Origin of the sequence: Bradyrhizobium sacchari (assembly GCF_002068095.1) — a bacterium.
GTDB lineage: Bacteria > Pseudomonadota > Alphaproteobacteria > Rhizobiales > Xanthobacteraceae > Bradyrhizobium > Bradyrhizobium sacchari.
Window position 1 is genome coordinate 16232 of record NZ_LWIG01000057.1, and the last position, 13441, is coordinate 29672.

Sequence of the window (13441 nt, forward strand, 5' to 3'; positions counted from 1 at the left end):
ATCCGTCTTTGCTTCTTGAGAACGTCATCGGGCACCGTGCCCCCGCAGCACGACTGGAAACGTCAGGGCAATCAACTTCAGGTCGGTCCATAAGGTCCAGTTCATTGCATATTCGACGTCCATCTCGAGCATCACCTCGGGGCTGACACGACCCCGACCGCGCACCTGGCAAAGTCCGGTTATTCCGGGCTTCACAATGTGACGCGTATGGTGCCAGTCACGGAAGTATTCGAGTTCATAAGGAATCGCCGGCCGTGGACCGACGATGCTCATTTCGCCTCGCAGCACGTTGAGGAATTGGGGAAGCTCGTCGAGGCTGGTTCTCCGCAGCCACCGTCCCACGCGCGTCACGCGAGGATCGTCTGTCAGCTTGTATGGGGCGGCGGGGTCGTTCGAGAGGGGTTCATTCGCCCAAGCCCGCCGGATCGCCTCGCGATGGACGTTTTCGTCGGCGTTATGGCGGAGCGTTCGGAATTTGAAGCAGGTGAACGGCTTCTCGTCTCGTCCGATCCGACGTTGGCGAAAGAGCGCTGGTCCGGGACTATCGAGATGGATTGCTATCCACACCCCCGTGGAGACGAGGGCCAGCATCGGGCTCGCGAGAACGCAGATCGCGATGTCGAGCGCCCGTTTTCCGAATTCTCGCGGGATCACCTTCCGTCGCGTGGCTTCATGCGATAGCAATTTCGGGACCTCCCGCCGGCATGTTCCGCCGCCGAAATATCCGTTGATCCCTACCGTTGCTACGGTGTTTGTGCTTGAGCCGTAGACACGCCGATGCCGCCTCGAGCGCTTCGACAACGCGCAGCGCGTGCATTGCGTCCGCGCGCGGCCGTTTCCCGGTCATGATCGCATTGACGAAGTCGTGTATCTCGAGTTTCAGCGGTTCGCTGCTGGATATCGCGGGGATATGCACGTCGCCGTGATGATAGGCCGACTGGAAGTCGGCATAGGAATCGCCGTCGATCCGCGGCCTGAATCGCTTCTGGTAAACGCGCACTTTCTCGGACGGCTGCACGTCGTCGAACACCAGCATCGCATCGCTTCCGACGACCGTGATCTGGCGTACCTTAACCGGGTCCAACCAGGAAACATGCACATGGGCGGTCGGGCCGCTTTTGAAGCCCATCTTGGCGTAAACAACATCCTCAACGTTGGGCAGAACGTGCGCGCAACCCCAGGCGCCGATGGTTTGAGGCACCTCCTCCAGCAAGCAGAAGATGATCGAGAGGTCGTGCGGGGCCAAGTCCCAAAGGACATTGGCGTCCTGCCGGTAGAGACCAAGATTCAGGCGCCGCGAATCAATGTAGTAGAGCTCGCCAAGAGAGCCGCTCTGGATCATCTGGCGCATGACGCCGACCGCCGGGTGATACTCGAACGTGTGCCCGACCATTAGCACACGCTTGCGCTCTTCGGCGATCGCATTCAACTCGCGGCATTGCGCGCTCGTCATGGCCATCGGCTTCTCGACGAGCGCGTGCTTTCCGGCTTGGAGCACAGCCCGCGCCAATTCAAAGTGCGTGTCCACAGGGGTGGCGACAATGACCCCGTCTATAGAAGGATTATTCAGTACTGCGCCGATATCACGCGAAACGGCGACACAAGGATATTGTGAACGGATATATTCCAATCTGTCAGGGCGCGGATCGACGGCCATCGCCATCCTTGCGTCGCGTATATCGCAGCTGACGCGGATGTGTTTCGAACCCCAGTAACCGCAACCGATGACCGCGAGCGACGGGCCGCGGTTCGCGGTCTGATTTTCCGCGTCCTTATTCGCCATGTTGGCTCCTTGTTTGAAGGCCGTCATCGTGGTTCATTCAAGATAATCAATCTGGCCCGCGGGCTGTCGAAGAACATGGGTAATGATCTACGCTCTTTGGGAGTACTACCGGGCCGGGCGCCAGGACAATGATCGGTTGAGGAAGGCGAAACACTCTGTGGCCAATTGCGCAATTCGCAAGGCCTATACGCGTGTTGATCCGCTCTTCGGTGGTTCGTTCACTTTACTCTCGGTAGCGCTCACCGCCAGCGTCACGTCGCGGCTCAGCTCATCGTATTCCGTCTCTCGACGAGAGACCGGCAATCTCGTTTTTTGCACTCCGGAGCTCTGTGCGAAGCTGTGCCTCCATTGCGTCAGCTTGAAACGAGCAGCCATTGTGTCCTGATAACTGCGGATGAGCTCGGCGAGAGATCGCCTCGCCTGGCTCGTGGAGCCACTTTCATCCCTTTCAGCATTGGTTGCTCTCAAACTGCTCACAATCCCGCAGACGTCTTGCGATTGCGTGGCCGACGTCAGCCTCAGTAACTGTTCGGTCAATGCTGCTTCCGGACCTTTATAGCTACGCCATGGAGCCCTACATTGATTCGCATGGTCGTTCGCACGCCTGAGTGCTGATCATTGATGGAACAGATCGAGACTGCAGCCGAAAAGCTCCGAACCTGGAGGCAGCCTTCTGAACCTCCTCCCTCAGCTGTTTCCTCTGCACCTCAAGCAATTGAAAGGCGCCCCGCACGTTAAGGAGCTCAGCCTGCTTCAACCGATCGGTGCAATGCAACACTCTAATCTTTTAGCAGAGATGGATGCTGTGCCAGTATCTTCCGCCTGCCATCGATATGTCCCTGTATAGCCGGGCCAAGCTCAGCGCGATCGCAAGGCAGCTCAATGAAAGGCCTCGAAAGACTTTGCTCTATCAGACCCGAGCTGAGGAGTTCGTAGAATGTGTTACGGCGATCCGTTGTCATCATCGTGCGTTCAGTCGAAATTGGCACACGCGCTGCTGAAAACAGAGACTATTACCTACCTCCTCTGAGGTACACAGCCGGGAGTACCTGCGCGCGCACGCGGAGTACCCACCAGCATCGCTCATGATTCTTGTTGGAATATTTGGCGCAGCCGTGGGTAGATTGACCGCCATGATCGGAACGTTATGCTTGGCCTCGCTCTTAAGCCGGGAGCCGTTCGGCTTTCCGGACTGACGCTGGCGCTGTTGGCTCATGTCGTCGTCAATTTGAGCGATGAGTGTTTAACCGTGAGCACATACCTGCAACAGCGAGCAGATACCTGCAGGACAGTTTTGCCAAGCCGAAACCAGTCGGCATAGACCTAGAATGTCGGTAAACCAACCAATGTCAACGAATCTGACGCTCGACCATGCCTCTCAATTGAGGGTTAGCATTCTAACTCTAGTACTCCTTGGCATTTCCGCGGCGCTGATCGGTGGCGTGGCAGCATTCCTCGGCGCGTCTGCCTACGGTCTTCTCTATTGCAGCTTCTTGTTCGCACTGATCATTTTTGCTGACTATCGGAAAGGCGTTTGGCTGCTCGCATTTCTGTTACCATTCGCCTCGAGCCAGCTCGTTCCACGAGAACTTTTCGAGATAACCGGATTGAACCCATTCAATATCTTGTTTGGGCTAACACTCTTATCGTTGTTCGCGGCTTCCGCATTCAGGCGAGAGAATATTCAATTCGTCCGCTTCCCAACTACATTCTGGATTTATGTGGGCATCATGACACTTGGCGCCTGCCTCGGTGTCGGTTCGGTGGAAAGGGCGATCGTACTTCCTAACCTTGAGCCCCTAACAAAAACCGCATATCTGCTGGACTTTGCAAAGTCGATGATAATGCTGGCCGTGGCGTGGTTGGCGGCGGTTCTTTCCCGAAGCGGCAATGGACGCCCCGTAATCTGGGCTCTAGCAGCTGCTTACACTACCTTTTTCGTCGTAATTGCCGGTTACTTCGTTATCGATGGCATCAGCCTGCAGGGCCTGGCGGCTGGCGACAGAGATTTTCTAAGTTGGATCGGATTACACGCCAATGAAATCGGCCTGCTGGCCAACATTGGCTTCGCGATTCTCCTCCACGCCGCACTAGCGACCTCTGCGCCCTGGTCGCGTGCAATACTGCTGGCGTGCGCCGGCGCTGCCGCAATGATGGCCGCGTTGACTTTCTCTCGGGCCGCTTTCGTTGGGATTGCCATCATACTGGGCTCCTACATGTGGAAACAGCGAGGCATGGGTCAGTTCTTGCTAGCGCTGTTTGCAATCGTGATGGTTCTATTGCTATTGCCCGACGCGTTCATCGAACGGGCATCGACCGGACTGGCAACCGGGGACCAACAGGCTATAACCGCTGGTCGGCTCGACCTCTGGCTCGTATTGATAGGTACTTTTTGGGAGGCGCCCATTATTGGTGGAGGCCTCTACTCGACGCTGTGGGCGACCCCGAACCTCCGTGGCCTCATGCTTCCGGTCGCTCATCCGCATAATGCCTATCTTGCCGTCGCCCTTGATCTCGGAATAGTGGGTGTTGTGGTTGTGGCGGCTTTCTTCTGGTCGGTATGGCGGACGTTTAGTCATTTGTCCAAGCACCACGTCGATCCGCAATGGCGCGGTGTTTTTGAAGGCTGCATGGTTGGCCTGTTGTGCCTTGCAGCCGACGGATTCACTGACGGTCGATTTACTCCGACTCCCCCGCAGGCGGCCCTATGGCTATGTTACGGGCTCGCCCTCGGTCATCAGGCCCAATCGAGGGGTTCTATCAAGAGACCGCCGCCATGAAGGTGTGTTTCGTCGGTTTCGACAACCTTCCGGTCCTTGCCCGCGAATACAACCACCATGGTAATGGCGGGGCGCAGTTGCAACAGACGTTGCTCGCGAAAGCACTCGTTGCCCATGGATACCAGGTTTCCATGGTCGTCTGGGATTACGGTCAGTCAGACGCAGCAGCCTGGCATGGCGTCACAACCTACAAAGCGTATCGTCCGGATGCGGGTCTTCCGGTACTTCGTTTTGCTTATCCCCGTTTGACCGCAACGTGGGCGGCGTTGATGCGGGCCGATGCCGACGTTTACTACACGAGTACCGAGGGTGGGCTTGTCGGCTTGGTCGCGATGTTCTGCCGCCGACATGGACGTGGCTTCATACACCGGTTAGCACACGACAACGATGCCGATCCTAAACCTAATCGACTGAGCATTCTCTATACGCGAGACAAGCAACTGTACAAATTTGGATTGAGACACGCTCATACTATCCTTTGCCAGCACGCCGGCCAGCAACGCGCGCTCATGGAAAATTACGGGGTGATGAGCGTGGTCGCCGACCCGTTGGTGGATGCCCCGGGCCGGCAGCTGGATCGTGAGAAACACGACTTGGACGTTCTTTGGGTCAGCAACCTGCTTCCCTTCAAGCGACCCGAACTCGCCATCGAGTTGGCGCGTCACATGCCGTCCCGGCATATTCACATGGTCGGTGGTCCACAACCGGGTTTTTCCGATCTGTACAGCAAGATCGAATCTGCCGCGAAGAAACAGCCGAACCTGACGTTTTGCGGTCGCGTGCCTTATCACGACGTAGGTGACCTCTATGACCGCGCCAAGGTCTTCATCAATACCTCCGACGCGGAGGGATTTCCGAATTCCTTTCTTCAATCCTGGAGTCGCGGCGTTCCTGTAATATCTTTTTTTGATCCTGGTGGACTTATCAGTCGCGAAGGCCTGGGCGTCTCTCTCCGGTCCATCGATGAGATGGCTTGCGCTGCTGAGCACTTGATTGCCGATGAAACAGAATGGCGAAAGGTGTCCGCGCGATGCAGGAACTATATGGACCGGGTGCATGGCGATCACGTGGTGCTGAAGCCCTACGTCGCAGCCATCGAGGAAGCGGTTCGCCGAAGGAAGAAATGACGCGCGCCGAGCAAACCGCTCCACTTTGCAGGAAGTGCGAAAGCCTCCTGGAGCGGGCCGCATACAGAAGGCGCGCGCGCGGCATGGGATCGGGTATTCGCCGGAAGGCAGGATTTCTCGCGGCTGCAGGATTGCTCGAATATGCCATGCAGTTGGCGGTGCCTGTCATCCTGGTCCGCCACCTGACCAAGCAGGAGTTCGGGGACTACCGCCTGATGTGGCTGCTCGCACAAACGGGGTTGATCCTCTTTCCCCTGTTCCTCCCGCAGTCCCTGTTCTATTTCCTGCCGCGCGCCGCTCCAGGAACCCGCCGAAAGCTCTTGGGTAATACGTTCGCAAGTCTCTCCGCTCTTGGGGGGCTCTCGATTCTGCTGCTTTTAGGGCTGATGCCCGTCTTGCCGAGTTCGATTGGAGGCCTCCGGCCTTACTCGCCCCTCGTTCAGATCTTCGTTGGCATCTGGATATTGGCGTCGATTCTTGATGTCTTGCCGACGGCGGACGGAAAAGCGCAATGGGGGGCCTGCGTAACGATCGGGTTTGCGATAATCAGGACAGCAGCATTGGGAGGTGCAGCAGTCGCATCTGGCGATGTCGGTTGGATTCTGGTGGTAATGTGCGGCCTGGCCATGCTGAAGGTCGGCCTTGCCGTGTTCTATGCCCTCTTTGCCGCGCAGGAACGGGGTCTCGGATTCGACGGCCAGTTGGCCCGCGCGCAATTTAAGTACTCGCTGCCCTTTGCGATGGCCGATGGCCTTTTCGCCTTGCGTGGGCAGGCCAGTCAATGGGTCGTGGCAGCGAGCTTTTCCAGCTCGGCCTTTGCACTCATCTCGATTGCATCGACGGCCATGCTCCTCGGAACCTTGACCCGCCAGCCTCTAGGTAACGCGCTTCTGCCTAACTTCAGTTCCTTGGTGGGCGAAGGCAACGTTGATGGCGCCCGCAAGCTGGTGTCGAAAGCGTATCTGCTGCTGGCATGCACGCTACCGCCGCTCTTCGGGTTGCTGATCGCGACCGCGGACGACCTTGTGGAACTGATCTATACACGCGAGTATCTCGGGGCAGCGCCGCTCATGCGGATTTATTCCTTGGGACAGATCGCAACTGTTTTCGGGGCCGGCCAGCTTCTTTGGGCGTTAGGATTGGGCCGGCAGGCCGCCACGCTAAGCGCGATATCGCTTTTCCTGTCAGTTGCCTTGAGCATCCTTGGTCTCCAGTTGTTCGGCCTCGCCGGTGCGGTTGCAGGAAGCATCACTGGTCTAGTTCTTTGGGAGTGGTGGGCGTTGATCAAGGTCGCCACGGCGCTCAGAACCAGTATCGCCAAATTGATACCGATGGATCAGACCTGGAAAGTCGCCTTCGTGGTTTCCGTCGGTGTACTTGTCGCTCATATCGTCTCCTCCGAGCTAGACACATCCGTTTTTTTGCGACTCGTGGCGAAGTCTTCGGCGTTTATGACGACCGTGCTGCTTGGGTTCGTGCTCACGAAGGTCCATCATTCGGTGCTACCTCTCGTTTTCGGCGCGGGCGAAGAGCGCGTTTAGCAATTGTGAAATTCAAGGGCAGTCGGAGGATGTATGGAAGAAAGGCGACTGCGTTCAACACCGAACGAACGATGACGATTCGCACTGGGCCGCGAGGGCAGTTCATGCCTGGGAAAGAGTGCCCGGACCGCAAGGTTTATTCGTCGAACGGGTCTAACGCTGTTGGCCGCTTTGAGCCTTGCCGCAACGCATGCAGGCATTGTCATCGGGAGCGACGGACGGGCCGTCTTCTACGGTGGACCGTTTGATGCCGTCCCAAGCTCGCAACTGCAATGATTAGTATTGTCGACCCACTCAATCCTTGTTCCGCATCCGCGGCTTTCAATCGTCGCATTGGGCAAATGCTTCTCCTTGGGGGTACGACGCATGCACGTTTGACTGCTCTTCCTCTCACGTATCGACTACGATACCGTGGATTGTTCAATATCGCGCGACTCGTGGTTTAACATGAGGTCAGACGCCGATGCGCACGGAGCACATTGTACACCTCTGCTGTCCGTCCTGTCGGTCTGGGCTCACAATCGTCGACGGCAATTCCGAGGGTGCGATCACCGAAGGTGCCCTGGAGTGCGAACGATGCGGTTCCATTTATCCAATCGTCCGTTCGGTTCCGCGCTTCGTACCAGAGGAGAATTACGCTGCTAGCTTCGGACTTGAATGGACGGAGCATGCACGTACGCAATACGACGCGACAAGCGGACGTGCTTTGTCCAAGCAGAGGTTCTTCGAAGAGACGCGCTGGCCCTACAATCTCCAGGGTCAGATTCTGATCGAGCCGGGCAGCGGATCGGGAAGGTTCACTGAGATAGCAGCCTCAACCGGAGCGACGCTCCTTTCACTCGATATGAGTGTGGCCGCGGATGTAAACTTCGCAACCAACGGCCACAACGAAAACGTGCTGATCGTCCAGGGCGACATCACGCAGATGCCGTTCCCGTACGAGTACGCCAACCGTCTCTTCTGCTTCGGAGTCCTGCAACATACGCCCGATCCGAGGCAAGCTTTCTTGTCGCTCCCTCGCCATCTGAGACCAGGTGGCCGTCTCGTCGCGGACGTATATCAGAAGAAATTTACGAACTACGTGCTTGGGACTAAGTACTGGGTAAGGCCGCTGACGCGCAGGGTACCGCCAGAGCGGCTGTACCGGCTCGTCCGTCGCTACGTCGATCTCATGTGGCCCACCGCCCGCGTTGTTCGCACGATTCCGCGCATCGGCCCGACCCTCAATTGGCGGTTACTCGTTGCGGATTACAGTCGCGAGCTCGGTAAAGAAGGCGCAATCGATGATGCTGTGCTGAAGGATTGGGCATACCTCGACACGTTCGACATGCTGTCACCTCAGTTCGACCAACCTCAAACACTCGGCGCGGTGCGACGCTGGTGTAATGAGGCAGGCCTCAACGATGTTGAAGTGGTCGTCGGTTACAATGGCATCGAAATTCACGCGACAACCTCCCAGTTAGGACGAAGCTAGTATCCAATTGCGCCCACGCGGACACAAATAAACCAGGACCGCACCGAACACCGCCTGGAACGAGGTGGGCGACGAGTACGCGCTAACTAGATTATCTTTGAAAAGGCTCGGGGCAAGCATGTGCGGAATCGCCGGTATAGTCGAGGCCGAGAAGCCGGTTAGCTTTCAATTGGTGCAAAGCATGTGCGATGCGCTCGCACACCGCGGTCCGGACGACGCTGGTACCTGGCTCAGTCCTGATCGGCGGGTAGGCTTAGGTCATCGGCGCTTAGCCATAATCGATCTCAGCCCTCTCGGCCATCAGCCAATGAGCTCGGACGATGGCCAGATAACAATTGTCTTTAATGGTGAGATTTACAATTTTCAAGAAGTTCGAGCCGAACTTCAGGCGCGTGGCAATAGTTTTCGCAGCACAAGCGATACCGAGGTCGTGATCGCCGCGTATCGAACGTGGGGCCCCGCGTGTCTCGATCGTTTGGTCGGAATGTTCGCGCTCGCGATCTGGGACGGCACCAAACGACGCCTGTTCGTTACTCGCGATCGGGCCGGCGAAAAGCCTTTATTCTATTTGCACAAGAATGGCCGGTTTGCTTTCGCGTCCGAACTGAAAGCTATTCTCGTTGATCCGAAGATCCCACGGAGCATCAATCGCGAGGCGCTCGACGATTACTTGGCGTATGGTTACGTGTCGGGGTCACTTTGCATCTTCGACGGATTCGCAAAGCTACCGCCGGGGCATTGGCTGACTTACGAACCCGATCTGGATCGACTGCGGATCAGCAGATATTGGGACCTACCGATACGTTCCACCAACACCGCGCAGAGCGATTTGCAAGAGCTCACGAGCGATCTGGACGTACTGCTGACGCAGAGCGTGCGCTGCCAGCTCATCGCTGATGTGCCGATTGGCATCATGCTGAGCGGTGGCCTTGATTCGAGCCTCGTGACTGCCGCGGCGGTCAGGAGTTCGGGGCGGGCTGTTCGCACTTTCAACGTCGCGTTTCCAGGCTATCCGAGCTTCGACGAGTCGCACCACGCGCGTCGGGTCGCTGATTATCTCGGTTCAAACCATACTGAACTCGTCGCTGAGCCGGGCTCGGGCGAGTTCCTGCCTTCACTCATCCGTCAATATGACGAGCCTATCGCTGACAACTCGGTGCTTCCCACCTATCTGGTGAGTCGCGCAATTCGAAAGGAATGCGCTGTCGCCCTAGGAGGCGATGGCGGCGATGAACTCTTCGGTGGCTACATTCATCATCCTTGGCTTCTGAAGATCGCGCAGCTACGGAAGCTTGGTCTGCATCGGCTCGGATTGGAGGCACTTGCCGCAAAATCGATACCGTTGGGACTCGAAGGACGCAACGCGATCATGGGGCTACTCAGCTGCAATGAGCCACAAACAGCGCTGACGCGACTACTTGATCCGATTACGCGGTCGCGACTGACCGGCCGGCCGATGTCGGCTACCCCGGAACTTCGCCGCGCTGGATTGGAAACAGTCTGCGGTGGCATAGATGCGATTTGTGCCGCCGAGTTTCGCAGCTACTTACCGGATGACATTCTCGTCAAAGTCGATCGGGCCAGCATGCTCACATCCCTGGAGGTGCGCGCGCCGCTTCTGGATTATCGAATCGTCGAGTTTGCTTTTGGGCGGTTGCCCGGAAGATTCAAAGTCCAGGATGCTCGAAGAAAGATCATTTTGCGTGCTCTTGCACAGCGCTGGCTACCTCCCGACTTTGACAGTCACCGAAAGCAGGGTTTCTCGATCCCTCTGCATGAATGGTTCCAGGGGCCTTGGAGGCCACTCGTGGACGATCTCATCGCGACCGGTTCGCCACTTTTTGAAAAACGATTTTTGACGCGCCTCCTGTCAAGACTTCGTTCGACAGAGCGCGGAAGTCGCCGCTTATTTCAGCTCATGATGGTCGAGATGTGGCGCCGTGAGTATCGTGCTTCCGTGCCAGAATAGCTCGCAACTCGGTTCGAGCGTGTTCACCAGCAGTGCCTGCGCTCGGCGGATCCTGGCGCCGGCGTGATCATCGGCGGTGAAGCGTTCGTCCGCGATGGCCGTACTGTCGTCATCTGCGCATCCATAGTCCGCACCGGCTACGAACAGGAACTCGGCACCTGCCGCCAATAGCAATAGAGCGGCCAATCTGCCCCTTCCAACGGCCTGCGGTCGCCCTGCCGCCATCGACCGGATGTGCCGGAAGCTTAGCGGAGGCCGGCAAAACGGGCAATAAGTGGGTAACTACGATGGTCGATTGAGCCGCGACCACGCGAGACTAGATTCGGGCGGCAATGGAAGCGCCCGTCCCGATGGGTTCGATGAGCATGATAGAGAACCGATCAATCGAACTGTGCGGAAGAAGGCATCGAGCGGTTGGACGTCAATGAGAGAACGGAACGTAATCTTGCGGATCGCCTGTCGGAACGGCTACTCGGACGGTCGTTCACGTGCTGCCTTCCGCCACCAAATTTGAAAGACTTTCACCTCGGTGACGACGTTCGTACAGGGAATGACGCCATGCCGAACTCCAGACTGCGCAATAGCTTCTATTCTGGCAGCGACCTGGGACGTTGCATCAAATGGGCCTTGGTGGCTGTTGGCCTGACAATTTCCGCCACTCAAGCAAAGGCGGAATATCTGGTAAACGTCGGAGATGTGCTGGAGGTTGCGGTGGCGGGCGTGCCGGAGCTGCGGCATCGTGCCCCCGTGCAAATGGACGGGAATGTTTCGTTGCCACTGGTCGGAACGCTTCCAGTGGCGGGCCTGCCCTTGCCCCAGATCCGAGCCAAAATCGGGGCTGCACTTGCGCGCAAGGTATTTCGACAGAGGACGTCCGATGGACGTGAGACGGTCGTCGTGATCGACGCAGACGAGGTCACGACGATCATCGCCGAATACAAGCCTGTATACGTAAATGGCGATGTATCAAAGCCGGGTGAGTACCCTTATCGTCCGTCTATCACCGCACGCCAAGTCGTCGCGGTGGCGGGCGGTTACGACATCATGCATATGAGAATGAACAACCCGTATCTCGAGTCAGCAGACCTGAGAAGCGAATATGGTTCGCTTTGGACAGAACTGGCCAAAGAACAAGCGCGTATGTGGCGCATCAAGACCGAACTTGGAGAGGGAGCCCATATCACTCCAGGCGCTCTGATGGACGCGCCCTTAGCTCGATCGGCGATTTCGGAAATCGTTAATGCAGAAGGGGAGTATCTGAAGACCAAGCAGAGTGATTATCAGCAGGAAAAGACGTACCTTCAGCGCGGCATTCGACAGGGAGACGACGAGGTCCGCGTGCTGTCAGAGCAGCAGAAGAAGGATGAAGAAGGACTTCAGGGAGATCTTGAAGAACTGCAGAAGGTGACCGAGCTCTTCGGCAAGGGTTCCTTGATCAGCCCTCGCGTTACGGATGCGCGTCGCGCAGTGCTGCTGTCATCAACCCGGAAGCTGCAAACCTCTGCGCAACTGCTGCAAGTCAAGAAGCAGCAGGACGAGTTCGTCAGGAAGCTGGCGAAACTAGATGACCAGCGGAGGCTCGACCTGCTCCGCGAGCTGCAAGATACCAGCGTGAAGCTCAATCAAATTCGCGAGAAGCTGCAGAGCGTCGGCGAGAAGCTTCAATACACTGCGATGGTTCGATCACAACTCGTGCGAGGCGCCGGAAACCACGCGGAGATTGCCATCGTCCGGAAGGGTGACAAGGGGCCGGAACGGATCATCGCAAGCGAAGATACCGAGTTGCAACCGGGTGACGCCGTGGAGGTCAGCCTCCAATACCAGGATGGTCCTGCCGTCCCTCCCCGAAGGGTAGGCAGTTCAGATATTCCATCAGGGACAAGCCGGACCGATGCGACCGCAGGCGATTCGGTGCGCGTGGGGCAGAGATGATAAGACGATTGGCGGATCGCCAATCTGCGCTACTTCAATCCGGTTGGCGCGCACGAAAGCGGGCTCATCGGAGAACGCCCGCTGGGCGTTCCCAACCACTTGCTACCGTTTGTGGCGCAGGTTGCTGCAGATTGGGAAGACGACTATGAAATGCCCGATGGCACCGGAATCAGCGACTTCATTCATGTAGTCGATCTCGCATCCGGGCATTTGAGTGCCTTGCGCCACCTCGGACGGCCCGGCGTGCTCACGATCAATCTTGGCACGGGCAACGGCAGCAGCGTTCTGGACGTCGTTCGCACATTCGAGGCAGCGAGCGGGCGCTCGGTCCCCTAAGAAATCAGGGAGCGCCGGGCCGGTGACGTCGCCGTCTGCTTTGCAGACCCGACCTCTGCGCGCGAGGTATTGGGTTGGAGATCGACCCGGTCGTCGTAGCAAATGTATACGAACCATTGGGGTTGGCAGCTGCAAAACCCCGACGGTTATAATGGTAGCGAGCTTCCGAAATTTCAGGAGCGGTCCGGGCATTTCCGCCGTCACGGCTGAGTGTGTGCCCGAAGGTGTTCGAACGGGCAGCGAAGGCTCCGACCGAATGAGCGTGTACGACAAAGCATACCGCTCATCAGAGGTAGCTCGTAATGACCCAAAATCTCCAAGCCGCAGAGCGAGGCTACAGGTAAGATGCTCTCGCATGGGGATTTCCGATGCCACACTATCGTGCATTCGTTCTGGACGAACACGGCCAATTGGGGGGCGTGGTCAACCTTCACTGCCCAGATGACGCGTCCGCGACCGAGCGGGCTGGGCGGTTGGCGGACGGCCACGAGGTTCAACT

The 13441-nt window shown here is 57.5% G+C and carries 9 protein-coding genes and 1 pseudogene; 8 read left to right on the forward strand and 2 right to left on the reverse strand.

Features of this window, described 5'->3' with window-relative positions; all coding sequences use genetic code 11:
* Positions 1–24: 24 nt before the first annotated feature.
* Both A5906_RS35185 and A5906_RS35190 read right to left on the reverse strand, forming a co-directional pair.
* Entirely contained in the window at positions 25–684 is a 660-nt protein-coding gene (locus A5906_RS35185) for a sugar transferase (protein WP_080139701.1), read from the reverse strand.
* On the reverse strand, positions 671–1783 hold the full coding sequence (locus A5906_RS35190; RefSeq protein ID WP_161495467.1) for a Gfo/Idh/MocA family protein: 1113 nt from the start codon (positions 1781–1783) through the stop codon (positions 671–673). The genes A5906_RS35185 and A5906_RS35190 overlap by 14 nt, the downstream gene beginning before the upstream one ends.
* A gap of 1346 nt (positions 1784–3129) precedes the next feature.
* Here A5906_RS35190 and A5906_RS35200 point away from each other — a divergent pair.
* The 8 genes and pseudogenes from A5906_RS35200 to A5906_RS46255 all read left to right on the forward strand — a co-directional run bounded on the left by A5906_RS35200 (position 3130) and on the right by A5906_RS46255 (position 12942).
* Positions 3130–4563 (forward strand): O-antigen ligase family protein, encoded by a 1434-nt coding sequence (locus A5906_RS35200; RefSeq protein WP_161495468.1) that lies wholly within the window; start codon positions 3130–3132, stop codon positions 4561–4563.
* Complete coding sequence (locus A5906_RS35205; protein WP_080139704.1) at positions 4560–5690, forward strand: glycosyltransferase family 4 protein; 1131 nt, start codon at positions 4560–4562, stop codon at positions 5688–5690. Before A5906_RS35200 ends, A5906_RS35205 begins: the two co-directional genes overlap by 4 nt.
* Entirely contained in the window at positions 5687–7231 is a 1545-nt protein-coding gene (locus tag A5906_RS35210) for a lipopolysaccharide biosynthesis protein (RefSeq protein WP_136615711.1), read from the forward strand. Before A5906_RS35205 ends, A5906_RS35210 begins: the two co-directional genes overlap by 4 nt.
* Before the next feature lie 463 nt (positions 7232–7694).
* Positions 7695–7823: pseudogene (locus tag A5906_RS46525) on the forward strand (Trm112 family protein); the annotation flags it as partial.
* Between the two features lie 114 nt (positions 7824–7937).
* Positions 7938–8705, forward strand: coding sequence for a class I SAM-dependent methyltransferase (locus A5906_RS35215; protein ID WP_245327063.1), 768 nt, complete (start codon positions 7938–7940; stop codon positions 8703–8705).
* 118 nt (positions 8706–8823) lie between these two features.
* Positions 8824–10674, forward strand: a complete 1851-nt coding sequence (gene asnB, locus A5906_RS35220; protein ID WP_080139707.1) for an asparagine synthase (glutamine-hydrolyzing) — start codon at positions 8824–8826, stop codon at positions 10672–10674.
* A 558-nt stretch (positions 10675–11232) separates the two neighbouring features.
* Positions 11233–12606 carry a polysaccharide biosynthesis/export family protein gene (locus A5906_RS35225; protein WP_080139708.1) on the forward strand — a complete coding sequence of 458 codons (1374 nt, stop codon included), beginning with the start codon at positions 11233–11235 and terminating at the stop codon, positions 12604–12606.
* A gap of 66 nt (positions 12607–12672) precedes the next feature.
* The gene (locus tag A5906_RS46255) at positions 12673–12942 is read left to right on the forward strand and encodes an NAD-dependent epimerase/dehydratase family protein (protein WP_347337635.1); all 270 of its coding nucleotides are present in this window, start codon (positions 12673–12675) and stop codon (positions 12940–12942) included.
* Positions 12943–13441: the final 499 nt, after the last annotated feature.